Annotated in this window: 21 protein-coding genes and 1 pseudogene; 11 read left to right on the top strand and 11 right to left on the bottom strand. The window is 74.1% G+C overall.

Annotated elements, in window-relative coordinates:
• Positions 1-23: 23 nt before the first annotated feature.
• Positions 24-629 (bottom strand): response regulator transcription factor, encoded by a 606-nt coding sequence (locus HTZ77_RS41285; RefSeq protein ID WP_175595238.1) that lies wholly within the window; start codon positions 627-629, stop codon positions 24-26.
• A 305-nt stretch (positions 630-934) separates the two neighbouring features.
• On the opposite strand from HTZ77_RS41285, the gene HTZ77_RS41280 reads away from it, so the two are divergent.
• Positions 935-1426 carry a carboxymuconolactone decarboxylase family protein gene (locus tag HTZ77_RS41280; RefSeq protein ID WP_175595237.1) on the top strand — a complete coding sequence of 164 codons (492 nt, stop codon included), beginning with the start codon at positions 935-937 and terminating at the stop codon, positions 1424-1426.
• On the opposite strand, the gene HTZ77_RS41275 is transcribed toward HTZ77_RS41280, so the two are convergent.
• Together HTZ77_RS41275 and HTZ77_RS41270 are read right to left on the bottom strand one after the other, a co-directional pair.
• Positions 1423-2454, bottom strand: coding sequence for a zinc-dependent alcohol dehydrogenase family protein (locus HTZ77_RS41275; RefSeq protein ID WP_175595236.1), 1032 nt, complete (start codon positions 2452-2454; stop codon positions 1423-1425). The genes HTZ77_RS41280 and HTZ77_RS41275 overlap by 4 nt on opposite strands.
• 42 nt (positions 2455-2496) lie before the next feature.
• Positions 2497-3363, bottom strand: coding sequence for a helix-turn-helix transcriptional regulator (locus HTZ77_RS41270; RefSeq protein WP_175595235.1), 867 nt, complete (start codon positions 3361-3363; stop codon positions 2497-2499).
• 102 nt (positions 3364-3465) lie between these two features.
• Between HTZ77_RS41270 and HTZ77_RS41265 the strand changes: the two genes are divergently transcribed.
• From HTZ77_RS41265 to HTZ77_RS41255, 3 genes are all read left to right on the top strand, one after another.
• Complete coding sequence (locus tag HTZ77_RS41265; protein WP_175595234.1) at positions 3466-4179, top strand: SDR family oxidoreductase; 714 nt, start codon at positions 3466-3468, stop codon at positions 4177-4179.
• Between the two features lie 35 nt (positions 4180-4214).
• Positions 4215-5624, top strand: coding sequence for a glutamate--cysteine ligase family protein (locus HTZ77_RS41260; protein WP_175595233.1), 1410 nt, complete (start codon positions 4215-4217; stop codon positions 5622-5624).
• Positions 5625-5689: 65 nt separating this feature from the next.
• Positions 5690-6727: a hypothetical protein gene (locus HTZ77_RS41255; RefSeq protein WP_175595232.1), complete on the top strand. Its 1038-nt coding sequence runs from the start codon at positions 5690-5692 to the stop codon at positions 6725-6727.
• 83 nt (positions 6728-6810) lie between these two features.
• On the opposite strand, the gene HTZ77_RS41250 is transcribed toward HTZ77_RS41255, so the two are convergent.
• Entirely contained in the window at positions 6811-7551 is a 741-nt protein-coding gene (locus tag HTZ77_RS41250; RefSeq protein ID WP_175595231.1) for a PaaX family transcriptional regulator C-terminal domain-containing protein, read from the bottom strand.
• 48 nt (positions 7552-7599) lie between these two features.
• Between HTZ77_RS41250 and HTZ77_RS41245 the strand changes: the two genes are divergently transcribed.
• Positions 7600-9360, top strand: a complete 1761-nt coding sequence (locus HTZ77_RS41245) for an acyl-CoA dehydrogenase family protein (protein WP_175595230.1) — start codon at positions 7600-7602, stop codon at positions 9358-9360.
• 512 nt (positions 9361-9872) lie between these two features.
• On the opposite strand, the gene HTZ77_RS41240 is transcribed toward HTZ77_RS41245, so the two are convergent.
• Positions 9873-10577, bottom strand: a complete 705-nt coding sequence (locus tag HTZ77_RS41240) for an SIR2 family NAD-dependent protein deacylase (RefSeq protein WP_175595229.1) — start codon at positions 10575-10577, stop codon at positions 9873-9875.
• Between the two features lie 188 nt (positions 10578-10765).
• On the opposite strand from HTZ77_RS41240, the gene HTZ77_RS41235 reads away from it, so the two are divergent.
• From HTZ77_RS41235 to HTZ77_RS41225, 3 genes are all read left to right on the top strand, one after another.
• Positions 10766-11506 (top strand): crotonase/enoyl-CoA hydratase family protein, encoded by a 741-nt coding sequence (locus HTZ77_RS41235; RefSeq protein WP_175595228.1) that lies wholly within the window; start codon positions 10766-10768, stop codon positions 11504-11506.
• Between the two features lie 74 nt (positions 11507-11580).
• The gene (gene ligD, locus HTZ77_RS41230; RefSeq protein ID WP_175595227.1) at positions 11581-12762 is read left to right on the top strand and encodes a non-homologous end-joining DNA ligase; all 1182 of its coding nucleotides are present in this window, start codon (positions 11581-11583) and stop codon (positions 12760-12762) included.
• 79 nt (positions 12763-12841) lie between these two features.
• Positions 12842-13627, top strand: coding sequence for a glycerophosphodiester phosphodiesterase family protein (locus tag HTZ77_RS41225; RefSeq protein WP_235995943.1), 786 nt, complete (start codon positions 12842-12844; stop codon positions 13625-13627).
• A 48-nt stretch (positions 13628-13675) separates the two neighbouring features.
• Here HTZ77_RS41225 and HTZ77_RS41220 read toward each other — a convergent pair whose 3' ends face one another.
• From HTZ77_RS41220 to HTZ77_RS45620, 4 genes and pseudogenes are all read right to left on the bottom strand, one after another.
• Entirely contained in the window at positions 13676-15085 is a 1410-nt protein-coding gene (locus HTZ77_RS41220; protein ID WP_175595226.1) for an FtsX-like permease family protein, read from the bottom strand.
• A pseudogene (locus HTZ77_RS41215) lies at positions 15082-15555 on the bottom strand (ABC transporter ATP-binding protein); the annotation flags it as partial. The gene HTZ77_RS41220 and the pseudogene HTZ77_RS41215, both read right to left, overlap by 4 nt.
• Positions 15556-16008: 453 nt before the next feature.
• Positions 16009-16707: a response regulator transcription factor gene (locus tag HTZ77_RS41210; protein ID WP_328809076.1), complete on the bottom strand. Its 699-nt coding sequence runs from the start codon at positions 16705-16707 to the stop codon at positions 16009-16011.
• A 92-nt stretch (positions 16708-16799) separates the two neighbouring features.
• Positions 16800-18602 (bottom strand): ATP-binding protein, encoded by a 1803-nt coding sequence (locus HTZ77_RS45620; RefSeq protein ID WP_205304599.1) that lies wholly within the window; start codon positions 18600-18602, stop codon positions 16800-16802.
• Between the two features lie 508 nt (positions 18603-19110).
• On the opposite strand from HTZ77_RS45620, the gene HTZ77_RS41195 reads away from it, so the two are divergent.
• Together HTZ77_RS41195 and HTZ77_RS41190 are read left to right on the top strand one after the other, a co-directional pair.
• Positions 19111-20109: an alpha/beta hydrolase gene (locus HTZ77_RS41195; protein WP_175595224.1), complete on the top strand. Its 999-nt coding sequence runs from the start codon at positions 19111-19113 to the stop codon at positions 20107-20109.
• Positions 20102-21412 (top strand): acyltransferase family protein, encoded by a 1311-nt coding sequence (locus HTZ77_RS41190; RefSeq protein ID WP_328809068.1) that lies wholly within the window; start codon positions 20102-20104, stop codon positions 21410-21412. Before HTZ77_RS41195 ends, HTZ77_RS41190 begins: the two co-directional genes overlap by 8 nt.
• 54 nt (positions 21413-21466) lie before the next feature.
• Here HTZ77_RS41190 and HTZ77_RS41185 read toward each other — a convergent pair whose 3' ends face one another.
• Positions 21467-22579 carry an ROK family transcriptional regulator gene (locus HTZ77_RS41185; protein ID WP_328809067.1) on the bottom strand — a complete coding sequence of 371 codons (1113 nt, stop codon included), beginning with the start codon at positions 22577-22579 and terminating at the stop codon, positions 21467-21469.
• Between the two features lie 170 nt (positions 22580-22749).
• On the opposite strand from HTZ77_RS41185, the gene HTZ77_RS41180 reads away from it, so the two are divergent.
• Positions 22750-24024 carry an MFS transporter gene (locus tag HTZ77_RS41180; protein ID WP_175595222.1) on the top strand — a complete coding sequence of 425 codons (1275 nt, stop codon included), beginning with the start codon at positions 22750-22752 and terminating at the stop codon, positions 24022-24024.
• Here the strand turns inward: HTZ77_RS41180 and HTZ77_RS41175 are convergent.
• Positions 23988-25409: an NAD(P)/FAD-dependent oxidoreductase gene (locus HTZ77_RS41175; protein ID WP_175595221.1), complete on the bottom strand. Its 1422-nt coding sequence runs from the start codon at positions 25407-25409 to the stop codon at positions 23988-23990. The two genes, HTZ77_RS41180 and HTZ77_RS41175, sit on opposite strands and share 37 nt — an antisense overlap.
• Positions 25410-25415: the final 6 nt, after the last annotated feature.

Raw genomic sequence — 25415 nt, 5'->3', positions numbered from 1 at the left:
GGGCCTCACCGGAGCCGGAGGGGTCAGATCCAGCCCGACTCGCGGGCGATGCGGATCGCGTCGATGCGGCTGCGGGCGCCGAGCTTGGAGGTGGTGCGGTGCAGGTAGTTGCGGACCGTTCCCTCCGACAGGAACAGCGAGGCCGCGATCTCCGACACCGGCGCGCCCTCGGCCGCCGCGCCGATCACGTCGAGCTCGCGGGGCGTCAGCGGCGGCTCCAGCGGTCGCATCGCGGCGATGGCGAGCTCGGAGTCGATGACCCGCTCCCCGGCGGCCACCCGGCGGATGGCGTCGGCGAGCTGGTGCGGCGGCGCGTCCTTGGCCATGAAGCCGCGCACGTGCACGTCCAGCGCCCGCTGCAGCAGGCCGGGCGTGCCGACGCCGGTCAGGATGAGGACGCCGCAGTGCGGCAGCTCCTCGTGCAGCTCCCCGGCCGCCTCCAGGCCGTCCTTGCCGGGCAGTGAGACGTCGAGGACGGCCACGTCCGCCCCGGAGGAGCGGGCGGCGGCGACGATCCTGTCCCCCCGGTCGACCTCGGCGACGATCTCGATGTCCTCCTCGTAGGCCAGCAGGGCCACGATCGCGCCGCGTACCAGATGCATGTCCTCAGCCAGCAACGTTCGGATCAACGTTTGTCCTCGCGGTCGGCCAGCAAGACCTTTCCGGTTCTCTGAAGGCAGCCCTGACACCCGCGCGCGCGGGGTGTCAGGGCGCCGTCACCGCGAGTCTCTGCCCAGTTACGGCGGAAGCATGCTAGAGCGCCGGAAATTCCTGCATTTCTTCGCGGACGCGGGTCGTCGTCCGCTGACGTAGGCGTACGCGGCGACCGAGAGCCGCACCTGTGACGTGCCCGTGGACCGGCTCCCCGGCCCACTGGGTGCTCTGGTCCACTGGATGAAGTTCTTCACATCCTGGATGGGGGATGCTGACGTTCATGGAACCTCGCGTGCGCCCCCTCCCGCCCGAGCAGTGGGACGACTTCCAGCGGGACAACCCCCAGAACGTCTTCACCACGCTCGGCCGCCACCCCAGGCTCTTCCGCGCCTGGCTCGGCTTCGGCAGCGTCCTGCTGTACGGCACCCTGCCCGCGCGCGAGCGCGAACTGGCCATCCTGCGCACCGCGCACCGCCACGGAAGCGCCTACGAGTGGGCCCACCACACGCGCATCGGCCGCGAGGCCGGCCTGACCGACCGGGAGATCGACGCCGTACGGCGAGACGACGCCGACTGGCCGCCCGGCGACCTGCTGGTGCTGCGGGCGGCCGACGAGCTCCACGCCGGCGGGGACCTGAGCGACGCCACCTGGGCCGCCCTGTGCGAACGCTACGACGAGACGGAGCGGATCGAGCTGGTGATGCTCATCGCCCACTACGGCATGCTGGCCACGGTGCTCGCCACGCTGCGCGTGCCCCTGGAGGACGCCTAGCCGCCGGGGACGATCATCGTCACGCCCGGCACCGAGCCGATCGAGGCCAGCGCCTTGCCCGCGTCGGCCAGCCCGATCGTCCGCGTGACGAGCTGGTCCGGGTGCAGGATGCCGGCCCGGATCATCTCCAGCATCGGCGGGTAGGCGTGCGCCGCCATCCCGTGGCTGCCCAGCAGCCGCAGCTCCTGCGCGATCACCCGGCTCATCGGCACCGGCGTCGTCTCGCCGGGCAGGAGCCCCACCTGCACGTGCCGGCCGCGGCGGCGCAGGCTCTCGACGGAGGCGGCGCACGTGCGCGGGCTGCCCAGCGCGTCGATCGACACATGCGCGCCGCCCCGCGTCAGCTCGCGCACCTGGGCGCCCGCGTCGCCCGCGGACCCGTCCACGAAATGCGTCGCGCCCGCCCGTTCGGCCAGGTGCAGCGCGTCGGCGCTGATGTCGACGGCCACCACCCGCGCGCCCGCCGCCGAGGCGATCATCACCGCGGACAGCCCCACGCCGCCGCAGCCGTGGACGGCCACCCACTCGCCCGGCCGCACCTCGCCCACCCGGGCGACGGCGCGGAACGCGGTGGCGAAGCGGCAGCCCAGCCCGGCGGCCGTGGTGTAGGCCATCTCCTCGGGCAGGGCGATGAGGTTGACGTCGGCGTGGTCGATCGCCACGTACTCGGCGAACGAGCCCCAGTGGGTGAAGCCGGGCTGCGTCTGCCGTTCGCACACCTGCTGCTCGCCGGCGGCGCAGGCCGTACAGGTGCCGCAGGCGCACACGAACGGGACGGTCACCCGCGCCCCTGGCAGCCACCCGCGCACGTCGGAGCCGACCGCCTCGACCACGCCCGCGAGCTCGTGGCCGGGCACGTGCGGCAGGGCGCGGATGTCGGGCTCGTGGCCCTGCCAGCCGTGCCAGTCGCTGCGACAGAGGCCCGTGGCGTGCACGCGGATCACCGCGCCGTGCGCTGCGGGGGTGGGGTCGGGCAGGTCGCGGAGGTCGAGCTCTCCGCCGAACAGGTCAAACGCAACGGCTCGCATCTCATGAGCTTAGGGTCAGGCGCCGCGGCCCGCGCAAGGCTCTCACCCCACGTTCCACCCGGCGTGCCCCGCGGCGGCGATGAGACGGCGCAGCTCGCGCAGGGCCTGGTGCGAGGGCGAGCCGGGCTCGGTGGTGTAGATGACCAGGCGCAGGTCGTCACGGTCGGGCACGGGCAGCACCTGGCAGGTCGCCTCGATGGCGCCCACGAGCGGATGGTGGATCACCTTGCGCTGCTCGCGGCGCACCTCCACCTCGTGCCGGTCCCACAGCGCGGCGAACTCCGGGCTGAGCGCGAGCATCTCCGCGACCAGCGCCCGGATCCCGGCGTCGCCGGGGTAGCGGCCCGAGGCGGCGCGCAGGTCGGCGACGGCGGCGCGGGCGAAACGGCTCTTCTCCTCGTCGGCGAGGTGGTCGGCGAGATCGGGCGCGCCGAAGACCCAGCGGATGGCGTTGGGCTGCTCCGGGCCCGCGCTGTCGAGGCCCTGCATGACGGCCCTCGCCAGCGGGTTCCAGGCGAGGAAGTCGTACTTGGCGTCGAGCACGAACGCCGGCACCTCCTCCAGGAAGTGGATCAGGTGCAGGATGTTCGCCGGCACGTCGCCCCTGCGCCGGCCGGCGGCGCCCGGCTGCTCCAGCGCCTGCCCGGTCAGGTGGAACAGGTGCGCCCGCTCGTCCTGGCTCAGCATGAGCGCGCGGGCCAGCGCGTTCAGCACCTGGCGCGACGGGTGCGGCCCGCGGCCCTGCTCCAGCCGGATGTAGTAGTCGACCGACATGCCGGCGAGCTGGGCGACCTCCTGCCGCCGCAGCCCCGGCGTGCGCCGCCGCTCCCCGGCGGGCAGGCCGGCCTCGCGCGGGGTGAGGCGGGCGCGGCGGGTGCGGAGGAACTCGGCGAGCTGGTCACGGTCCATGCCTCCATCATCCCTGTTGGGCGGTTCGCGTGGGTGGTACCGCCGATCCCAGCTTCGGGAGGTCTCTCCCGTCACGTCCGGAGTGCCGCGACGGTGGAGGGCATGACGACGACAGCCCTGATTACGGGTGCCAACAAGGGAATCGGCTTCGAGATCGCGCGCCAGCTCGCCGAGCGCGGCGTCACCGCGGTCGTCGGGGCGCGCGACGACGAGCGCGGGCGGGCCGCCGCCGAGCGGCTCGGCCAGCCGTACGTGCTGCTCGACGTGACCGACGAGGAGAGCGTCCAGGCCGCGGCCAAGTGGATCGAACGGGAGTACGGCAGGCTGGACGTGCTCGTGAACAACGCCGGGGTCGCCGGTGGCTGGCCGCCGGAGCCGAACCCCAGCGCCACGCCGGCGTCGACGCTGCGCGAGGTGTACGAGACGAACGTCTTCGGCGTGGTCACGGTGACCAACGCCATGCTGCCGCTGCTGCGCCGGTCGGAGGCGGGCCGGATCGTGAACGTGTCGAGCGAGCTGGGCTCGATCAGCCTGGCCCTCGACCCGGAGACCCCCTTCTGGGAGAACAATCTCCTGGCCTACAACTCCTCCAAGAGCGCGCTCAACATGGTGACCGCCTCGTACGCCAAGGAGCTGCGCGACACCCCGATCAAGGTGAACGCGTGCACCCCCGGCTACTGCGCCACCGACCTCAACGGCCACACCGGCTACCGCACGGCCGAGCAGGGAGCGGTGATCGCGGTACGCCTGGCCACGCTCGGCGCCGACGGCCCGACCGGCGCCTTCCTGTCGGAGGACGGCCCTCTGACCTGGTAGGTGTGGCCGCCCTCTGTCCGGACAGTAAGGGGGGCATGGGACAGGATCTGGACAAGGAGCGCTTCACCGAGGCCGAGTACACCGCGTTCGGCGAGCGGCTCCGGGAACAGCTCGGCACGCTGCGGGGGCTGCTGGACCGGCCGGGATTCGGCGAGGGGCCCACGACCATCGGCGCGGAGCTGGAGCTGGTCCTGATCGACGGGAGCGGCCGGCCGCTGCCGCGCAACGAGGAGACCCTGCGCGTGCTCGGCGACCCGCGCGTGGTGCTGGAGCTGGGCCGCTACAACCTGGAGGTCAACCTCACGCCGCTGCCGCTGGCGGGCCGGCCGTTCGAGGACCTCGGCGGCGAGGTTCAGGAGGCGCTGGCCAAGGTGGACGCGGCGGCCGGGGCCGCGGGGCCGGGCGGGGGAGCGGTGCCGATCGGCATCCTGCCCACGCTCGGCACCGAGGACTTCACCCGGGAGGCGATGAGCGACCAGAACAGGTACCGGGCCATGAGCCGGGGCTTTCGCCGGCTGCGGCTGGAACCGTTTCTCGTCAAGATCGAGGATCTGGAGCTGGCGGTGTCGGACGTGCTCCTGGAGGCGGCCAACACCTCCTGGCAGGTGCACCTGCGCACCCCGCCCCAGCGGTTCGCCAGGGTGTTCAACGCCGCCCAGCTCGCGATCGGGCCGGTGCTCGCGGTGTGCGGCAACTCGCCGTCGTTCCTCGGCAGGCGGTTGTGGGAGGAGACGCGGATCCCGCTCATGGAGGAGGCGGTCGACGACCGCGACATCGAGCGCCGCGAGCGCCGCGACGGCCGTGTCACGTTCGGGTCGGACTGGGTGCGTGAGGGGGCGTACGAGCTGTTCGAGAGGTACGTCCGCGACTACGCCCCGATCATGCCCGAGCTGCGCGACAACGACGACCCGCTGGACGTGCCCGAGCTGCGGCTGCACCAGGGCACGGTCTGGCAGTGGAACCGGCCCGTCTACGACCCGGCCGGCGGCGGTCACCTGCGGGTCGAGATGCGCGCCCTGCCCGCCGGGCCCTCGTGCGCCGACATGACGGCCAACGCGGCGTTCCTCGTCGGGCTCACGCTGGCCGAGGCCGAGCGCGACCTGACCGGCTACCGCTTCGCCGAGACGTACCAGAACTTCTACCGGGCGGCCATGAACGGCCTGGACGCGAAGCTGTCCTGGCCGGGCAGGGACGGCGAGATGGACGCGGCCGACCTCGTGCTGAGCCTGCTGCCGGAGGCGCGCGCGGCGCTGCTGGCCGCCGGGGTGGTGCCGGACGACGTGGACGGGGCACTCGGCGTCATCGAGCAGCGGGCCCGGCTGCGCCGCACCGGCTCGACCTGGCAGCGCGAGGCGCTGGCGCGGCTCGGCGGCGACCGTGAGCGGCTCGTGCGGGAGTACCACGAGAACGCGCTGTCGGGCCTTCCCGTGCATATGTGGCGATAGTCGCAACAATCCCGGCGCTCCGCCCGTCAAACTGATCACATCGGACGGAACGAGGAGAGGATCACATGGCGGGCACGGGGATGGTTCCGGCGGACGCGACGCCGTACACGTTACGGCGGGCGACCGGCACGCTGGCGGAGGCGGCCGGAAAGCTCGCGGGGGAGATCGGCGCGGTCACGACGGCGACGGTGCTCGCCCGCGCCAACCGCACGGGGATCCGCAGGGGAGTGGCGGCGGCGCTCGGCGCGATGCAGCCCCGCCCGGCCGACTGGTACGCCTTCGACGTCAAGGACCAGGACACGCCCGACTGGTACCCGCAGGGCCTGACCTGCGGCGAGGACTCCGGCTCGGCCGGGGCCTCGGTGCTGGCCGTGACCTGGTACTTCAAGCCCGCGCCGCCCGTGCCGGAGCGCGGCGTCAGGCTCACCCTCCTCAGCCCGCAGACGCTGAAGTACCAGCACGCGCTGCTGGTCGAGCCCCGTACCGACGGCTCGTACGCCCCGATCAACATCCACGCGGGCGGGGTGGCCTGGCACGGCGACCTGCTGTACGTGGCCGACACGACCCGGGGCCTGCGCGTCTTCGACATGCGTCACGTGCTCGACCTGCGCAGCGTGCAGAGCGACCTCGGCGACCCCGCCCAGGTGGGGCGGCGCGACGGGCGCTTCCACGCGTTCGGCTACCGGTACGTCATCCCGCAGAGCGACTTCTGGCGCGTCGCGCAGCCCGGGCCGCTGTTCTCGTTCGTCTCGATCGACCGCAGCACCACCCCGCACACGCTGATCAGCGGCGAGTACGACGAGAACGGGCCGGGCGGCCGCGTGGTCCGCTGGGACCTCGGCCCCGACCTGGGCGGCACGCCGCGCGACGCGTTCGTCCTCGGCCACCCGAAGATCCAGGGGGCGGTGTCGAGCGGCGGGGCGTGGTACCTGAGCCAGGCGGCCGACGCGCGCACCAACGGCAAGCTGCTCGTGTACCGCGACGGCAAGCTCACCACCCGGTCGATGCCGATCGGGCCCGAGGACCTGAGCGTGCGGGGCGGGCAGGTGTGGTCCGTCACCGAGTTCAGGAACAAGCGGATCGTCTTCGGCGTCCCGCTCTGACGCTCTGACGCTCTGACGCTCTGACGCTCTGACGCTCTGACGCTCTGACGCTCTGACGCTCTGACGCTCTGACGCTCTGACGCTCAGGGGCCGGCCGGGCTGGTGAGGTGGCGCTGGAGCACCTCGCGGTAGCGGCGGTCGAAGGCGTCGTAGCGGGCGCGCAGCTCGCGTCCCGGCCAGCCGTCCGGCAGCAGCTCCTCGGGCAGCAGCGGATCGGCCAGCAGGTGCCGCAGCACGGCCGCCGACACGAGGAACCCCTCCGCCAGCCCCTCGGCCCGCTCCAGCCGCCGCTCCAGCTCGCGCGCCTCGGCGGCCCACCCGTCGAGGTCCCACAGCAGGGGAGTGGGATCGGTGCGCGGCCTGCCGTCGATGAGCGTGCACTGCGCGGTGACGGTCGCGGGCCAGGGACGCAGCAGGTTGGCCGGGCGCATCCAGGTGCCCTCGCGCAGCTCGGCCATCCGCAGCGCCGTCATCGCGTGGCGCAGCGCGGCCCGGTCGGCGGGCGCGCGCCGCTCGGCGGTGACGACGGCGATCTCCCACGAGCCGTCCCACGCCTTGAGGTGCGGGTCGCGGCTCTCGTCCTGGCGCGCCTGCCGCTCGACCAGCCGCTCCGACAGCCGGTAGCGGCCGTCCTCCTGGAAGAGGTCCCCGGCGGCCACCATGCGGGACAGCGCCACCCGTACGGTGCCCTCGGCGATGCCGAACAGCCCGCCGACCCGCACCAGATGACGGGCGGGCAGGCTCGGCGGGTGGCTGCCGAGCAGCGCGCTCAGCACGGCGGAGCGCGCGCTCAGCCCCTGCGCGCCCATGCCACTCACACTCATGCCATTACGGTCTTCCATCGCGTGTCGAGTATATGTAACACTCCGGGCATGGGGCAGCGCTATCTCATCGAACCGTTCGACGGCAGCGACCGCTACGCGACCGAGCGCTACCAGGGCGCCGCGGGCCGCAACTGGTGGACCTGCGACCCGACCCTGCGGCTGCTCATGCGGCGGCACCTCGGCGACGGCCTGGCCTGGGCCGAGCCGCACCTGGACCGGCTCGGCGCGCTCATGGGCGGCCCCGTCGCGGGGTGGGCGGAGGAGACCGACCGCAACCCGCCCCGGCTGGAGAAGTACGACAAGTGGGGCAGGGACGTCAGCCAGGTCGTCATGCCGCCCTCCTTCCACGCCGCCCGCGACGCCCTCATGGCCGACAACTTCACCTCACCGGCCTTCGCCGAGGAGGCCCGCGCCCACGGCGCCGACCCGGCGGCGCTCGCCGCCGCCTGGACGTACCTGCTCGACCAGGCCGACATCGGCATGGGCTGCGCCCTCGGCACCGGCGGCGACATGGTCGTCTCGCTGGCCGAGCGGCACGCGCCCGCCGACGTGCGGGACCGGGTCCGGGCCATCTTCGCCAACGGCTTCTACTCCGGCGAGGCCGCCCAGATGCTGACGGAGCGGACCGGCGGCTCCGACCTGGCCGCGCTGGAGGCCACGGCCGTGCCCGACGGCGAGGCGTGGCGGCTGACCGGGCTCAAGTGGTTCGCCTCCAACGCCAACGGCTCGGCGTTCGTCGTGCTCGCCCGGGCCGCGACCGGCGACGGGGTCGCCGTCGCGCCGTTCCTCGTGCTCTGGGAGCGGCGGGACGGCTCCCGCAACGGGGTGCGGATCAGGCGGCTCAAGGACAAGCTGGGCACGCGGTCGGTGGCCTCGGCGGAGGTCGAGTTCGACGGAGCCGAGGCGTTCCTGCTGGCCGGGGCCCCCGGCGCCGGACCGGGAGCCGGAGCGGCCGGCGCAGGCTCGGGACCCGGAGCGGCCGGCGCGGGCTCGTCCGGGCTCGCCACGATGATGAAGCTGACCAACGCCTCGCGGCTCGGCGTGGCCATGATGGGACTCGGCGTGGCGCGCCGCGCGCTCGTCGAGTCGATCTGCTACGCCCGCGCCCGGGAGGCGTTCGGCCGCAGGCTCATCGACCAGCCGCTCATGCGCCGCAAGCTGGCGGAGCTGATCGTCGAGGTCGAGGCCGTCCAGGCGCTCGTCTTCGACGGCCACGCCGGTCCCCGGCTCCGCCTCGCGCCCGCCCTGGTCAAGCTGCGCGCCACCCGCCTCGGCCTGACCGCCGCCAGCGACGCCGTCGAGATCCACGGCGGCAACGGCTACATCGAGCAGTGGCCGGTCGCCCGCCTCCTGCGCGACGCCCAGGTCAACCCGATCTGGGAGGGCGGTGACAACATCCTCTGCCTCGACGTCCGCCGCGCCATGGTCCGCGAGAGCGCCCACGAGCCGTTCCTGGACCGGCTGGAGGCGGCCGTCGCCCAGGCCCCCGAGGGCTCCGGCGACCTGGTCCGGGCCCGGATCGGCGACCTCCGCAAGGCGATCACCGTCTGGTCCGGCCTGGACCCGGAGGTGGCCGAGGCCCGGCTGTACCCGCTGGCCCAGCTCATGGCCGACGTCTACGCGGCGGCGCTGCTGCTGGAGCAGGCGGGCTGGGAGCAGCGCGAGCTGGGCACGGACCGCAAGGCGCTGGTGGCCCGGCTCTACGCCGAGGCCCACCTCGCCGACCACGGCCCGCTGCGCGGCCTCGACCGCCCGGCCTCGGACCTGGACCGCTTCGACGATCTCCTGGAGGGGGCCGTCACCCTCTGACACGGGGCCGGTGCGACGACCTGACCCGAGGGCCGGTGCGGCGACGAAGCCCCGATCGCGTTTGAAATCCTCGTGCTCCGGCGCCTCGGCATCCCCTGGTGAGAGGGCCGCGTCGAGCCCGGGCCAGGGGATGCGCCGCGCGTGCCGCGCCGCTTCGCGCACCCTGGCAGGGCGCAGCGCGTAGACGACCGGGCCACGGCGCGGCCCCTCGGGCACGCCGGCGTCGAGGCTGAGATCGTCGGCGGTCGCCGAGCCGGATGGCGACCGGCTTGCCGGACTTCCGAGGCTCTGCCCGTACCGTGCCCCGGTTGTCGCGCCGGAGCACGAAGCGCCCCCGCGCCCGCACCCACAGGTCGCCCGGCTCGTCCCGGAAGAAGGCGCACGCCACCCCCGCGAACACGCCCCCGGCCGACGCCCGCGTCCGCCGGGGGACGACCCTCAGCTCGCCGCCGCCGTCCCGCCGGCCGAAGCGCGGGCACGACCGAGCCCCACCCGCTCGGCGGGCCGGGCGGTCACAGGGTGGCCAGCAGGCGGGGGACCGCCTCGCTGATCGGGTCGCGGATCACCTCGTCGGCCTGGTCGTCGTACGGGGTCGGCTCGCCGTTGACGATCACGAGCCGGGCGCCGGCCTCCGCCGCCAGCCCGGCCAGCGTCGCGGCGGGCTGCACCTGCAACGAGGTGCCGACGACGAGGAAGACCGAGCACCGCTGCGCCGCCCGGACCGCCTCCGCGAGCGTCTCCTCGGGCAGCACCTCGCCGAACATGACCGTCGTGGTCTTGAGGACGCCCCCGCACGTGGAGCACGCGGGGTCGGGCTCGCCCGCGTCGATCCGGTCGAGCGCCTCGCGCAGGGTGGAGCGGGCGCCGCAGCCGAGGCACGTCACGCCGAACATGTTGCCGTGCAGCTCCAGCACCGCCCGGGAACCGGCCTTCTGGTGCAGGCCGTCGACGTTCTGCGTGATCAGCCGGTCGAGCCGCCCCGCCCGCTCCAGCTCGGCCAGCGCCCGATGGGCGGCGTTGGGCTCGGCCGTCCAGGCGGGGCTCGCGCGCCGGAATTCCCACGAACGGCGTCGTACGTCGGGATCGTCCAGGTAGGGGCCGATGCTGACGAGCCGCAGATGGTCGGGTTCGGTCTTCCACAGGCCGTTGGGTCCCCGGTAGTCGGGGATGCCGGACGCCGTGGAGATCCCCGCGCCGGTCAGCGCCGTGATCGTCATCTTCGCCTCCTCTTCCGCCACCGGCCCAGTCTTCCAGCAAGCGATCTTCCGGCGCGCGTCCTTTTACGTCCCGTACACGGGTACCCGGTCGTGGGCGCCGGACCCGGCGGGCTTGTGCGGGCGGCGGGCCACGGGGATGCTGGTGCTCCTGGCCCTGGCCAGGACCGGCCGAGGTCGCGGAGGTGGACATGACCGTACGGATCGAACGCGACGGGCCCGTCACGACCGTCGTGCTCAGCCGTCCCGAGGCGCGCAACGCGGTGGACCGCAAGACCGCCGGGGCGCTCGCCGACGCGTTCCGGGAGTTCGACGCCTCGGACGCGTCCGTCGCCGTGTTGTGGGGCGAGGGCGGCACGTTCTGCGCCGGCGCCGACCTGAAGGCGCTCGACAACCACATCGGCGAGGAGGGCGACGGGCCGATGGGCCCGACCCGGATGCGCCTGTCCAAACCGGTCGTCGCCGCCGTCGCCGGGCATGCCGTGGCGGGCGGGCTGGAGCTCGCGCTCTGGTGCGACCTGCGGGTGGCCGAGGAGGACGCGGTGTTCGGTGTGTTCTGCCGCCGCTGGGGCGTGCCGCTGATCGACGGCGGCACCGTACGCCTGCCGCGCCTCATCGGTGCCTCCCGCGCCATGGACATGATCCTCACGGGACGGCCGGTCGGGGCCCGGGAGGCGTACGGGATGGGGCTGGCCAACCGCGTCGTGCCCACCGGAGGCGCGCGGCCGCACGCCGAGGCGCTGGCCCGCGAGCTGGCCCGGTTCCCGCAGGCGTGCCTGCGGGGCGACCGGATGTCGCTGCTGGAGCAGGAGGGCATGACGGAACCCGAGGCGATCACGAACGAGCTGCGCCACGGGCTGCTCTCACTGCCGGACGCGGCGGCCGGGGCGGCCCGCTTCGCCTCCGGCGAGGGCCGCCACGGCCGGTTCTGACCCCTGCGTCCGGGACCCGGTGTCCTCGGCGCTGGTCCGGGGGATTGTCGGAGGCGTTGCGTAGGGTTGGGCCCATGCCTGACATCGAGGTCGCCGGGCGGCGGGTGTCCATCACGAGCCCGGACAAGGTGATCTTCCCGCGGACCGGCCACACCAAGCTCGACCTGGTGCGCTACTACGAGGCCGTGTCCGAGGGGGCGCTGCGCGGGGTGGCCGGGAGGCCCATGATCCTCAAGCGGTACGTGCGCGGCATCGAGGAGGAGGCGTTCTTCCAGAAGCGGGTCCCGGCCAAGCGGCCGCCGTGGATCGAGGTGGCCGAGCTGCGCTACCGGTCCGGGCTCAGCGCCGAGGAGGTCGTGGTCAACGACCTGGCCCAGCTCCTCTGGGTCGTCAACCTGGGCTGCGTCGACCTCAACCCGCACCCCGTCCGCGCCGGCGACCTCGCCCACCCCGACGAGCTGCGCATCGACCTCGACCCGGTGCCCGGGGTGGCCTGGGACGACGTGCTGGCGACCGCGACGGTGGCGCGGGAGGTGCTGGCCGACCACGGGCTGACCGCCTGGCCCAAGACGTCCGGTTCGCGCGGATTCCATGTCTACACCCGCATCGAGCCTCGGTGGACGTTCGCCGAGGTGCGCAAGGCCGCCGAGGCGGTGGCGCGCGAGGTCGAGCGGCGGGCCCCCGAGGTGGCCACGAGCCGCTGGTGGAAGGAGGAGCGGCACGGCGTCTTCGTCGACTTCAACCAGAACGCCTACGACCGCACCGTCGCCTCGGCCTACTCGGTCCGCGCCGTCCCCGATGCCCGCGTCTCCACGCCGCTGACCTGGGACGAGGTGCCGGGCTGCCGGCCCGAGCTGTTCACGATCGACACCGTCCCGCGCCGGCTGGCCGAGCGGGGCGACCCGTGGGCCGGCATCGACGACCACCCGGGCACGCTCGACGGGCTGCTGGAGCTGGCCGAGTCGCTGGGGCCCGCCCCCAAGCCGCCCAAGGGCACCGGCCGCAGGCGCCAGGTCGTTCCGGTCATCGAGATCGCCAAGGCCCAGCACAAGGACGAGGCCCTGGCGGGCTTCGAGCGGTGGAAGGCCCGCCATCCCGGGGCGGCCGCCCGGCTGGAGCCCGCCGACGTGCTGGTCGACGGCATGCGGGGGCGCAGCAGCGTGTGGTACCGGGTGCGCGTCAACCTCCAGCACGTCCCGGAGCCCGAACGCCCGCCGCAGGAGCCGCTGGAGGTCGACTACGACCCCTGGCACTGATCCTGCGCCAGAGGTGACGCCCGACGGTCCGGTGATGTGGGAGAGTGCGAGGGCACGACAAGATCGAAAGGTGTGAGTCTTGGCAGTCCCCCTCGCCGCCCTGATGCTGGCCTCGTTACTTACCTCCCCGTCACTCTCGGCCCTCCCCGCGTGCCCGCAGATCTTCGGGCACGGCGGCTACCCCACCGGGCCCAACGCGTGGGAGCGGGACCAGGTGCGTCAGCCCAACAACCCCACGGCCATCCGCCGCTACAAGGCGTGGGGCGCGTCGGGCGTCGAGGCCGACCTGCAGCTCACCAAGGACGGCACCAAGGCCGTCATGTGGCACAACACCTCCACGTGGGGCCTGACGGGCACGAAGAAGAACATCACCGACATCTGGTGGGCGGCCGGCGACACCGCGCTCCAGGGCCGGACCATCAACCGGGGCCTGTTCCCCGGCGAGACCGTCTACACCTTCCGCGCATGGCTGACCGCGATGAAGAGCGCGGGCATGGTCGGGCTGGTCGAGATCAAGCCGGAGGCCCGGCAGTCGCTGCTCAGCTCCGACGCCACGATCAAGTCGCGGGCCTGGGCCGAGGTGCTCGGCCCGGTCAAGGAGTCCTACCGATCGCAGGAGATCATCCTGTACTCCCACGACGGCGCCATCACCGCCGAGCTCCGGAGGCAGGTGAGCGCGGCGGGCCTGTCCCAGGTGCTGAGCGGCGGGCCCGTCTGGCCGGAGGTCACCGACTGGGAGGAGCCGCCTCCCTCGTGGCGGCTCAACGAGAACGCGTGGCAGACGGCTCTCCAGAGCGGCGCCAAGCGGGTGGCCACCGACTACACGCCCCAGCTCAAGACCTGGCTGCAGGGAAAGTGCCAGTGACCGCGCCCCTGCCGCTGTCGGGGCCGGGCCTCTCCTGGGCCCGGCGCGTCACAGGAGCCGGCGGGCGAGGGGCGGCCCGGTCCGGATGACCAGCGCCGCCGCGCTCGCCAGAACGGGCAGCCCCACCACGACGGCGACGAGAAACGGCCAGGGCACGGCGATCGTGACGGGATCCCCGGCGCCGTGCGTCGTCATCGGCCGGGTCAGCGCCAGGCCGGTCACCGTTCCCGCGAGCAGCCCCACCAGCGCGCCGAGCCCGGAGATGTAGAGGGCCTGGCCGGCGACGACCGTACGCAACATCGTGGGTGGGGCGCCGATGGCCAGCATCGTCGCCTGCTCGGGCCGCATGTCGGCGGCCGCCAGGCGCGTGGCGGCCAGCGTGCCGCCGACGACCAGGACCAGGGCGCCGCCGAGCCAGCCCCACAGGCTGGGGTCGGGCACGTTGCGATAGCCCTCCTCGGAGGCGACCGTGACGCGGGGAGTCACCTTGGCCAGATCGCGTGCCAGCGTCGACTGCGGTGACGGCCGGTACATCGCGTAGAGCTGGCGCTCCGCCGTCGAGAATCCGGCCTGTTCCACCAGGCCACGGGGCAGCAGGGCGCCGCTCTGGTGCTCGTCGGCGGGCGTGGCCGGCACCGCGGGCACCTCCAGCCTGCGCGCGGGGCCGGACGTGGAGCTCGCCCGCAACGCCAGCTTGCCGTCCCGCAGCGCGGCCGCGTCGAACACCACGGCCTTGCCGCCGGCCAGCGCCGCGGCCGCCCGCGGATCGTCGCGCCCCTGCAGGAGCCTGAGCAGTGTCCGGTCTCCGACGGCCGCCGTGCGACGCGTGCGAATGCCGTTCCAACGCACCGTGTACCGCAGCGCGTAACGGTGGCCCTGGGCGTCCTTGACCTGATAACCGGCGGCCAGCGGCACACCCGGCAGCCGGCGGACGGCCTCGGAGCGAAGCCTGCTCCAGGCCGGGTCGCCGATGGTGCCGGCCCAGATCGCCAGCATGCCGGTCGGGCGCGCCGAGGTGTAGGCGTTGCGCTCGTCCATGTACGCGCTGTACGTGCCGATGCCCACCGCCACGACCGTGGCCGTCAACGCCGCGAGCCCAATCGGAGCACGCCGGTGTCGAAGGGGGATCAACCGGGTGCCCGGCCCGAGCAGCGCCGCCACGTCGGCGGCGCTCCGCCCGGCCGTGTTGGCTCCGCCGCCGCTCGTGTCCCAGCTCGTCCCGTCCGGCTGCTGGTGGAGCACCGTGCCGCCGGGCGCCTGCATGAGGCGGGCGTCGGCCGCGCCGAGTGCGGCCATCAGCCCCTCCCGCGGGCTGACGCTCATGGTCTCGACGAGGGTGAGAACCGTGGTGATCACCAGGACGGGCAGGCCGATCATCACCATGATGAGCGCGCTCCGCCCTCGGGAGCGCCACGCGTTGCGGCGGGCGATGCGCAGCGCGGCGAGAACCGCGCTCATCGGGCGCTCACCAGCGACCCGTCCGTGGAGTCGGCGACCATGCCGTCACGGAGGAACACCACCCGATCGGCCCAGGCGGCGTAGCGCGGCTCGTGGGTGACGAGCAGGACCGCCGCGCCCGCGTCACAGCGGGCGCGTAGGACCTGGAGGATCTCGTCGCCGGTGCGGGTGTCCAGCGCGCCGGTCGGCTCGTCGGCCAGCAGCAGGCGTCGCTCGCCGACCAGAGCGCGGGCGATCGCGACCCGCTGCCGCTGGCCGCCGGACAGCTTCTCGGGGAAGCGGTCGGCCAGGTCTTCCACGCCGATCTCCGCCAGTACCCCCGTGGCCTCCTCGCGGGCGCGGCGGGGGCGGACGCCGTCGAGCTCGCCCGGCAGCATCACGTTCTCCACCGCTGTGAGTGACGGGATCAGGTTGAGGTCCTGGAAGACGTAGCCGACGCTGCGACGCCGTAAGGCCGCCATTGGCGCCGCCGCCGCTGTGCCGGAGGAGCGCTTCGCCGGCCGTCGCGAATCGAGGCGGTCCGCACGCTCGCGCCCGCTGACCGGGTTCGCGCCCGCCTGGCCGGGCTCGCGCCGGCCTTGAGGGGTTCGGGCCTGCCTGGCCGGCCGGGTTGGCGCCCGTCTGGCTGGGGTCGCGTCGGCCTTGCGGGGGTCACGTCCGCCCGGCTGGGTTCGCGCCGAGCTGGCTGCGTTCGCATCGGCCTGGCCGGGTTCACGTCCGTCTGGCCGGGTTCGCGCTGGCCTTGCGGGTTCACGTCCGCCTGGCCGGGTTCGCGCCGAGCTGGCCAGGCTCGCGCTGGCCTTGCCCGAGTTCGGGCCCGCCTGGCCGGGTTCGCGCACGCCTCGCCAGACCGGTCTACGGCGATGAGCGGCTGATACTGGTCGAGCAGCTGACCGGAGGAGCTGGGCCGCCCGGAAGTTGACCTATCTCGATCCGGACGCGAGCCCGGCGTCGTAGGCGATGATGACGAGCTGGACGCGGTCGCGGGCGTCGAGCTTGGTCAGCAGGCGGGTGACGTACGCCTTCACGGTGGCCACGCTGATGACCAGCTCGGCGGCGATCTCGGTGTTGGACAGACCGCGGGCGACGAGGGTCAGCACCTCCTGCTCACGGCCGGTGATGCCCTCCAGCTTGCGCGGGGCAGGAGCCGGAGCGGGTTCGGGGCGGACGGCGAACTCCTCGATGAGCCGCCGGGTGACGCTCGGCGCGATGAGCGCGTCGCCGGCGGCGACCACCCGGATCGCCCCCAGGATGTCGTCCAGGGCCATGTCCTTGACGAGGAAGCCGGACGCGCCCGCGCGCAGGGCGCCGTACACGTAGTCGTCGTCGTCGAACGTGGTCAGCACGACGACCTGCGCCCCGCTGGGCCCGGCGGTGATCAGCCGCGTGGCTTCGATGCCGTCCATGCCCGGCATGCGGATGTCCATCACCACGACGTCCGGCCGCAGGCCCTCGGCCAGCCTCACCGCGTCCGAACCGGTGCCCGCCTCGCCGACGAGCTCCAGGTCGGGGGCATCGGTGATGACCATGCGGAGGGCGGCGCGGATCAGGGGCTGATCGTCAGCCAGGACGACGCGAACGGGCGGCCGACCGGCGGGCGGAACGACGACGCCGTCCGTCACGCTCGTGCCGGGAGGTGCGGGCGGAAGGACGATTTCGTCTGCCGTCACGTTCCCTTCGGGAGGTGCGGGCGGAACGACGACGCCGTCCGTCATCACGCTCCTACCGGGAGAGGCAGGCGTACCGCCACCCGGAACCCGCCCTCTGGACGTGGCCCGGCGTGGAGCTCTCCGTTCAGCAGGCAGACCCGCTCCCGCATCCCCGTCAATCCGTACCCACCACCCTCTGAGCGACCGGTCTCATTCTCATCCTCCCAAGCACTGCTGCTCACGTGGGCACCTTCGTCTGCGGGGTCAGCGCCCCCGCCCGCGTGGGCGCCGCTCGTGGCACCCGCATGGCTGTCCCCTTCCGCGAGGCTGCGGGCCGCCGGTCCGTCGTTCAGGATTTCGATCGACAGCGCGTCCTGGTGGTACGCGATCGATACCTGGCACGAGTCGACGGCCGCGTGGCGGACCACGTTCGTCACCGCCTCCTGGATGACGCGGTAGGCGGAGACGTCGAGGTCGGCTGGTAGCGGTCGTGGTTCCCCCAGCTGGCGTACGTCGACGCGGACCCCGGCGTGCGTGGTTGTCGCCGTCAGTCGGCCGAGATCCGCCAGCCCGGGCCGGAGGCGTCCGCCCTCTTCCGCCTCGGCCGCCAACAGGCGGGGGTACGGAGAGCCGGGCCTTCGCGTTTGGCTTCTTGGAGGCGGATCAGGCACAGGACAGGCGATGCCCGCGCCGCCAGACACGGGAACCGGACCTGCTGAGTTGGGGTTGAGGTGCGAGCTGGTCGCGCTGGACATGGGAGTCGGGCCCGCCGAGTTGGGGTCGAGGTGCGAGCCGGCCGTGCCGGACATGGGAATCGAGCCGGCCGAGTCGAGGCCGAGGCATGAGGCGGCCGCGCCGGATGTCGTCCTCGGGGTCGATCCGGGCTCTGGGGTGCGTACGGCTTCCCCTGGCTGATCCAGCCGGCTGAGCGGGTGCGCCGGCGAGCCGCCGAAGTCGCGCCGTGGCTCGCGAGCTGCGGCTTGGTCGCGTGCCGCCGTCATCGCGAGACGGTCAGCCAATGTCCTCGCGATGCCCTCAGGGGATCGGGTCCGCAACGTCGCCTCCGCGTCGTGCGGCGTCGCCTCCGCGTGGTGCAGCGTCACTTCTGCGTCGTGTGGTGTCACCTCTGCGTCGTGCGGCGTCGTCGCCTCTGCGTCGTGCGGTGGCTGCGGCGCATGGCCGTTCGGGACGCCTGCGGCAGCCTGTGTGGAGTCGTACGGCGCGGGCTGTCTGAGCGTGCCGACCATGCGGCGCAGCCCCGACAACGTCTCCCGGCCGACGGCCTCGATCTCCGCCAGCGCCTCACGGGCGCGCACCGGCTGGGTGTCGATGACCCGCCGCGCCGCGCCCGCCTGCAGGGCGATGACGCCCATGCTGTGCGCGACCGTGTCGTGCAGGTCCCGGGAGATGCGCAGCCGTTCGTCCGTGACCGCCTGGGCCGCCGCCCGGGCGGTCAGGGCTTCGGCGTGCTCGCGGGCCTGGTGCGACGAGCGGCCGATCAGCCAGGTGATGACCGCCCCCATGGCCACGGCCAGCTCCGCCGAGGTGCCGATGGGCCAGCCGAACAGCATCCGCGTGGTCAGGTAGCCGCTGAGCAGGGCGAGCGCCCAGAACAGGGCCGCCAGCGCCGTCCGCCGTGACCGGGTGGCCGCGATGACGTACAGCGCGACGTCGACCGCCAGATACTGGGCGAACGGGATCTCGCCCACCCCCAGCGGGACGCACGCGATCACGGAGGCGGCCAGCATCAGCCCCAACGCGACCAGCGGGCGGCGGGTCAGCAGCCGGCAGGCCGCCAAGGTCGAACCGGTGGCCACCGCGAGGAACATCAGCCCGTCGGGCTGGTACAGCACGACGCCGGGGAGCATGGCGGGTTCCCACTCGCCGGGCAGCCTGATCCGCATGAGGAACGTGAACACCAAGCCCGCGCACCACGCCACGGCCGCCCATGCGCCGGGTGGCACGCGCTTGAGCAGTGGGGGAGGTGTGACCTGCATGCGCAGATCGTAACGGCGGGGGCCAGGGGCGGGCATCGGACCAGGGTTGTACGACCTGGGTCTATAGGGGCCGGGACGAATGCCGTCGGTGGTCCGATGTGGTGCATATGCCGACTCGGTCACCGTCGGTGAGGTGATCCACACCTACGAGCCGCACCTGGGATGTGCCCAGCCAGTCGGCGATCCGCTGTTTGCCGGTCCGCGGTTGGACGAGCCGCCGCTTGCCGACGGGCCACCTGCCGGTCCGGCGCTTGTCGGTCCACCGATTGCCGACCTGCCGCTTGCCGACGCGCCGCATGGTGATCCGCCGTCGGCCTCTGCGCGGCCATCCCCCTCGCTGTCTGCTCCGGCCGGCGGGGAGATCCCTCCCCGCGGCCCGATGTCCGCCCACCGCCTTCGCCGGGTCAGGGCCAGGGCGGCTCGGCTGCGCGGAACCGTGCTCAACCTGATCGTCGCCGCCTCGGTGGCAGGGCCGGTCTCGGTCGCGGCGCGGCCTCAGGCCGTTCCGGCGCCTGTCCCTGCCCCCGTCACCCCGTTACGGGCCCTCCCGCATGATCTGGACGTACGGTACGCCGCCGCCCGCGAGGGCATCCTGGCCGCCGAGCGCGTGGCTGCGCGGCGCGGTGACCTGTGGCGGGCCGCGCGGCTGCGTGACATGGCGGTCCCCGGCCGCCGGTTCCTGTTCTTCGACGGGCGCGACGGAGGCCGTGCCGCCGAGGTCTTCGGCGACCTGGCCACGGCCACGCGGATCGCGATCGTCGTCCCCGGCTCCGACACCAACCTCGACAAGTACGGCCACCTGCACGGCGGCTCCCTGAGACTGCGCGACGAACTGGGCGGACGGTCCGCCGTCATCGCGTGGCTCGGCTACCGGACGCCCGCCACCGCCACCCTGGCGGTGCTGACGCCCGACCTCGCCGAGGCCGGGGCCCGTGCCCTGCGAGCGTTCGTGCGGGAGCTGCGCGCGGCCAGGCCCGGCGCGCGGATCTCCCTGCTGTGCCACTCGTACGGCGCGGCCGTCTGCGGCCGGGCCGCCCCTGGGCTGGACGGCTCAGGGCTGGACGTCTCCGCCATCGTGTTCGCCGGCGCTCCCGGCGCGGCCGTGGACGACGCCGCCGGGCTGCGTACCCGGGCAGAGGTCTGGGCCGGACGCGGCACCCGCGACTGGATCGCCCACCTCCCGCACGCCCTGATCCGTATGCCTTTCGCCACCTTCGGGCTCGGGGCCGATCCGGTGTCCCCGGCGTTCGGCGCCCGGATCTTCGCGGCAGGCGACGGCGGCCACAGCGACTACCTGAGAGCCGGCTCCCTGTCGCTGCGCACCATCGCCCGCATCCTCTCCGGCCGGGCTCCCCTTCGGGCGGTGGGCGGTGCGTGACCTGGTGCGGCGCGTCGCCGCCGCGAGCCCTTCCCCGCGCGCGAGCGGGCTCACCCCCGCGGGCCGGCTCCCCGGGTGGGTGCGACGGGTTGACGCGGCGACTCCCGCGGATCGGGACCGCGGGGCCGACGGCCTGCGGGCTCTGGCCATCCTCGGCGTGGTGCTCGGACACTGGCTGGTCACCGCGCTGGTCGCCGACAGCGGGACCCTGCGCGTCGCCAGCCCGCTGCGGCACCTGCCGTGGCTGGCGCCCGTCTCGTGGATCTTCCAGACCATGGCCCTCTTCTTCCTCGTCGGCGGCTGGACGGCCGCCGCGGGTCACGCGTCCGCCCGCGCCCGCGGAGACTCGTACGGGCGCTGGCTGCGCCGCCGGATGGCGCGGCTGTGCAGGCCGCTCATCCCCCTCGCGGCCGTGTGGGGCGTGGCGGTGGTCGTGATGCTCGCCTCCGGGGCCGACGTCGGGACGGTACGGGCCCTGGCCAAGCTGGTGTGGTCGCCGCTGTGGTTCCTGCTGGTGTTCGCGGTGCTGACGGCGGCGACGCCGGTGGCGGTCCGGCTGTCTCCCGTGTGGCCGCTCGCGGTCGTCGCCGGGACCGATCTGGTCAGGTTCGGGCTGGATGGGCCGGCATGGGTGGGCTGGGTGAACGTGGCCGCCGGGTGGCTGGTGCCGTACTGCCTGGGCGCCTCCTGGGCCGGCGGCCGGATGCCGGGACGGTGGGCCGGGTGGGCGCTGCTGATCGGCGGCGCGGCCGTCACCGCCCTGCTCGTGCTGCGGGCCGGATACCCGGCCTCCATGGTCGGGGTGCCGGGCGCCCGTGTCTCCAACCAGTCCCCGCCGACCCTCGCGGCCGTGACCTTCGGGCTCGCCCAGAGCGGGGCCGCCCTGCTGCTGCTCGGGCCTCTGCGGAGGGCGTTGAGCAGCCGCCCCGTCGCCTGGGCGGTCGTGGCGCTCGCGAACCTGTCGGCGATGACGATCTACCTCTGGCACCAGACGGCCATGATCGCCGTCACGGGGCTGGGCATGCTCGCGGGCACTCCGTTGCCCGGGCTGCACACGGTGCCGGGCTCGGCGGCCTGGGTGGCGGCCCGGCTGGCCTGGTTGCCGGTGTTCGGCGGTGTCCTGGTGGTGTACGTGGCGGTGTTCCGGTCTGCCGAAGGCCGTGCAGAGGGCCGGTCCGTCGGAGGTCGTGCAGAGGGCCGATCCGCTGAAGGTCGTGCTGCAGGCCGGTCCGTCGGAGGTCGTGCTGCGGCCAGGTCCGCCGAAGGTCGTGCTGCGGGTCGGGCCGCCCAGGGGAGCGCCTGAGAGAGCATCCGTGGTCGAAGCCCGTGTCGCGAGTGCCGGCCGCTCAAGCGGGGGTCAGCCGAAGACGGCGTCCCGGGCCAGGTCCAGGGCCGTCAGGACCGCGCCCTGGAGTACGGCGTTGCCCGCCACCGTGCTCGGCCGTACCTCCGTGGGGGCGGGTGAGAGCGCTCTCAGCCGATCGGACACGAGGTCGGCGAGCGTGTCGCCGCCGGCGCGGCCGGTCGCGCCGCCCAGCACCACCAGACCCGGGTCCAGGATGGTGACCAGCGCGGCCGCGCCCTTGGCGATCCGGCCGGCCAGCGCCTCCGGGGACAGGTCGCGGGCGGCCTCGGCTCCCACCTGATCGCAGTACGACATCCCGTCCACCTCCAGGAAGCCGATCTCGCCCGCGCCGCCCGAGACGCCCCGGCGCAGCCGGCCGCCCAGGACGACCGCGGCGCCCACCCCGTCGTGCAGCCACAGCAGGACGAAGTCCTCGCTCCCCGCGGCCGAGCCGGTACGCAGCTCGGCGACGGCGGCGAGGTTCACCTCGTTCTCCAGGGTCACCGGTGCTCCGAGGCGCCTGCCCACCTCGGGCGGGAGGCCGGGGCGCCAGCCGGGCACGTCGTTCGGCGACCCGAGGTCACCGCTGCGCGGGTCCACGAGGCCGGGCGCTCCGATGACGACGGCCTCCAGCTCCCGTCCCGACGCGGCCTCCGCGACCGCCTCCGCGACGAGGCCGGGCAGATCGGCGGCGAGGCCGGGCGGATCGGCAGTGAGAGCGGGCGGATCGGCGGTGAGGGCGGCCGAATCCTCGGTGAGGGCGGGGGCGATCTTGCGGCGGGACGTCCGCACCGCGTTCCCCGCGAGGTCCGCCACCGTCACGTGGACCGCCGAGCGGCGCACGTCCACCCCCGCCACGTGGGCGCGTCCCGCCACGATCCCGTACAGCCGGGCATTGGGGCCGCGCCGGTCCTCGCCGCACTCGCCCGTCACCTCGATGAGGCCACGACCCGTGAGGCGCTCGACGAGGTCGGACACCGTCGGCCGGGACAGCCCCGTGAGCGCGCGCAACTGGGGAGCGGTCAGCGGTCCGTGCTGGAGCAGCAGGTCGAGGGCCAGCCGGTCATTGATGGCCCGGGCCAGCGACGGGGTGGCCGTCTTCACGTCTCCGGTGGCGGTCTTCACGCCTCCGATATTAGTCAGGGTCCCTTCCATAAAACGTTCCCGCCGCCCGGCGTGCGGCAGTTCCAGGGAGGGGGGTGCCACGGCGAGCCGCTCCTGCGCCGGCCGGCCAGGTCGGCCCCGCCGATGCATGCGCTGTTTCCATCAGGGAGCCTTCCTGATAATTTCCGGGCATGAGCCATCACCGCGCCATCGCCGGCGTGTTCGCCGTGCACGGCGCCGTCGCCGGCAGCCTCGCCACCCGCATCCCCTGGATCCAGGACCACCTCGCCCTCGACCCCCGCATGCTCGGGCTCGCCCTGCTCTGCCCGCCGATCGGCGCCGTCCTCGGCATGCCCCTGGCCGGACGGCTGGCGCACCGCATCGGCGGGCGCGCCGCCACCCGGCTCCTGCTCGCCCTCTGGTGCGCCGGGCTCGCCCTTCCCGCGCTGTCGCCCGCCCCCGCCTGGCTGTTCGCGGCCTTCCTCGCGTACGGCATGGCCGCCGGGACGTGCGACGTGACCATGAACGCACAGGCCGTCGTCCTGGAACGGCACCTGGGACGCTCGATCATGTCCGGGCTCCACGGCATGTGGGGCGTGGGGAGCCTGGCGGGAGGCGGCGCCGGCACCCTGGCCGCGCAGGCCGGCGTCGACGCCCGCCTCCACCTCGGAGGCGCGGCCCTGGTGCTGCTCGTCGTAGGGGTGGCCACCGGACGCGACCTCCTGCCCGGCGACCGGCCACGGGCCGCGGCGCCCGGCGGCGACCGGGCGTCCTCGGGGCCGCGGTTCGCCCTGCCCTCGGGGGTCCTCGTGGTCATGGGGATCATCGGCTTCTGCGCCACGTTCGCCGAGGGGGCCAGCGCGAACTGGGCGGCCGTCTACCTCACCGAGGTCACCGGCGCGGGCCCCGGACCGGCCGCCGCCGGCTACACGACGTTCATGCTCTGCATGGCGGGGACCCGGCTGATCGGCGACCGGGTCGTCCGGAGGGTCGGGCCGGTGACGGCCGTGCGGGCGGGCGGCGTCCTGGCCGTCGCAGGCGGCGCCGTCGTCGTCGCCTCCCGCGCGCCGCTGGCGGGCGTGGCGGGGTTCGCCGTCATGGGGGTGGGGGTCGCGGTCGTCATGCCGCTGGTCATCGCGGCGGCCGGCAGGACGGGGACGACGCCCGGAGCGGGGATCGCGGGGGTCGCGTCGATCACGTACCTGTCGGGGCTGACGGCGCCGGCCGTCACCGGGTGGATCGCGGGCGCCGTCTCCTATCCGGTGGCCTTCACGGTGATCACCGCCGTGGTGGTGCCGGTGATCCTCCTCGCCCCGGCCCTCCGCGAGCCGAGCCCGAACCTCCGCGAGCAGGCCCCGGCCGTCCGCGAGCAGGCTCCGGTCCCGGCCCCGGGCGGGGAAACGCGCGCGCCGGAGCCGGGCCCCGGCGGTCAGCGGCCCGAGATCAGATCCGCGAGGCGGGCGTAGGGCGAGGTCGTGGTGCCCCTGTCGTTCTCGTTGCGGTCGGCCGCCCGGTACAGCGCGTAGATGAGCTGCACCCCCGTCCACCGCAGCGGCTCCGGCTCCCACTGCCGCACCTGACGCCCGACCCACGGCAGCGCCGTCAGCTCCGTGTCGCGCCGCAGCACCAGGTCCCGCAGCGTACGGCCGGCCAGGTTCGTCGTGGTCACGCCGCTGCCCACGTAACCGCCGGCCCAGCCGAGCCCCGTCGCGTGGTCGAGGTGGACGGTCGAGCACCAGTCGCGCGGCACCCCCAGCACCCCGCACCACGCGTGCTGCACCCGGGCGTCGGCCGCGGCCGGGAACAGCTTGACCAGCATCCGCCACAGCAGCGCCACCGTGGACGCCTGGGTGGCGCCGCGCTGGTCGGTGCGCGAGCCGTACCGGTAGGGCACGCCGCGCCCGCCGATGGCGATCCGGTCGTCGGCCGTGCGCTGGGCGTAGATGTAGGCGTGGGCCTGGTCGCCCAGCAGTTCGCTGCCCGACCAGCCGATGTGCTTCCACACCTCGGCCGGCAGCGGCTCGGTCACGATCATGGAGCTGTTCATCGGCAGCCACTGCCGGTGCTGGCCGGCGATGCTGGCGGTGAAGCCCTCCGTGGCGCGGATGACGTAGTCGGCCTGGACCGTGCCCCGGGTGGTGACCGCCGCGGCCCGCCCGGCGCCGCGGCGGGGCAGGATCGCGGTGACGGTCGTGCCCTCGAAGACGTCCACGCCGAGCTCCGCCACGGCCCGGGCCAGGCCGAGCGCGAGCTTGGCCGGCTGGATGCGGGCACAGTGCGGCGACCAGGTGGCCTCCAGCGTGCCGGCGACCTGGAGCCGTTCCCGCTGCTCGTCGCGGTCGAGCGGCCGGACGTCGTCCTCCCCGTACCCCCAGGCGCGCAGCTCGGCCGTCTCGGCGCGCAGCCGCCGGCGCTGCGCCGGGTTGGTGGCGACGTGCATGACGCCGCCCTTGTGGATGTCGGCGTCGATGCCCTCGGCGCGGGTCACCTCGATGACCTCGTCCACCGTGCGGAACATCTCGCGCTGCAGATCGATCATGGCCTGCCGGCCGCGCGCCTTGGCGTGCCGCTTGCGCGACCCGGCGAACTCGGCCGACAGCCAGCCGCCGTTGCGCCCCGACGCGCCGAACCCGGCGAACTCCTTCTCCAGGACCGCAACGCGCAGCCCGGGGTCGGCCTTCTTCAGGTAGTACGCGGTCCACAGGCCGGTGTAGCCGCCGCCGACGATCGCCACGTCGTAGTCGCGGTCGCCCGGCAGGGCCGCGCGCCGGGCGGGCAGGCCGGCCTGGCGGAACCAGAAGGACACGCCGCCGTTGGCGAAGTCGGCGGTCAGCGGCACGCCGGCCTTCACGGCGCG

The sequence above is a fragment of the Nonomuraea montanisoli genome (genome assembly GCF_013363975.1).
In the GTDB taxonomy this organism is placed as follows: Bacteria; Actinomycetota; Actinomycetes; order Streptosporangiales; family Streptosporangiaceae; genus Nonomuraea; species Nonomuraea montanisoli.
Note: the sequence above shows the minus strand (reverse complement) of the source record. Positions and strands in the feature narration are given on the sequence as shown.

What these genes read in the sequence shown, in the direction of transcription:
- HTZ77_RS41280 (WP_175595237.1), top strand. Translation starts at nt 935, where the DNA reads ATGGAACCTCGCGTGCGCCCCCTCCCGCCCGAGCAGTGGGACGACTTC.
- HTZ77_RS41275 (WP_175595236.1), bottom strand. Translation starts at nt 2,454, where the DNA reads ATGCGAGCCGTTGCGTTTGACCTGTTCGGCGGAGAGCTCGACCTCCGC.
- HTZ77_RS41270 (WP_175595235.1), bottom strand. Translation starts at nt 3,363, where the DNA reads ATGGACCGTGACCAGCTCGCCGAGTTCCTCCGCACCCGCCGCGCCCGC.
- HTZ77_RS41265 (WP_175595234.1), top strand. Translation starts at nt 3,466, where the DNA reads ATGACGACGACAGCCCTGATTACGGGTGCCAACAAGGGAATCGGCTTC.
- HTZ77_RS41260 (WP_175595233.1), top strand. Translation starts at nt 4,215, where the DNA reads ATGGGACAGGATCTGGACAAGGAGCGCTTCACCGAGGCCGAGTACACC.
- HTZ77_RS41255 (WP_175595232.1), top strand. Translation starts at nt 5,690, where the DNA reads ATGGCGGGCACGGGGATGGTTCCGGCGGACGCGACGCCGTACACGTTA.
- HTZ77_RS41250 (WP_175595231.1), bottom strand. Translation starts at nt 7,551, where the DNA reads ATGAGTGTGAGTGGCATGGGCGCGCAGGGGCTGAGCGCGCGCTCCGCC.
- HTZ77_RS41245 (WP_175595230.1), top strand. Translation starts at nt 7,600, where the DNA reads ATGGGGCAGCGCTATCTCATCGAACCGTTCGACGGCAGCGACCGCTAC.
- HTZ77_RS41240 (WP_175595229.1), bottom strand. Translation starts at nt 10,577, where the DNA reads ATGACGATCACGGCGCTGACCGGCGCGGGGATCTCCACGGCGTCCGGC.
- HTZ77_RS41235 (WP_175595228.1), top strand. Translation starts at nt 10,766, where the DNA reads ATGACCGTACGGATCGAACGCGACGGGCCCGTCACGACCGTCGTGCTC.
- ligD (WP_175595227.1), top strand. Translation starts at nt 11,581, where the DNA reads ATGCCTGACATCGAGGTCGCCGGGCGGCGGGTGTCCATCACGAGCCCG.
- HTZ77_RS41220 (WP_175595226.1), bottom strand. Translation starts at nt 15,085, where the DNA reads ATGAGCGCGGTTCTCGCCGCGCTGCGCATCGCCCGCCGCAACGCGTGG.
- HTZ77_RS45620 (WP_205304599.1), bottom strand. Translation starts at nt 18,602, where the DNA reads ATGCTCCCCGGCGTCGTGCTGTACCAGCCCGACGGGCTGATGTTCCTC.
- HTZ77_RS41195 (WP_175595224.1), top strand. Translation starts at nt 19,111, where the DNA reads ATGTCCGCCCACCGCCTTCGCCGGGTCAGGGCCAGGGCGGCTCGGCTG.
- HTZ77_RS41180 (WP_175595222.1), top strand. Translation starts at nt 22,750, where the DNA reads ATGAGCCATCACCGCGCCATCGCCGGCGTGTTCGCCGTGCACGGCGCC.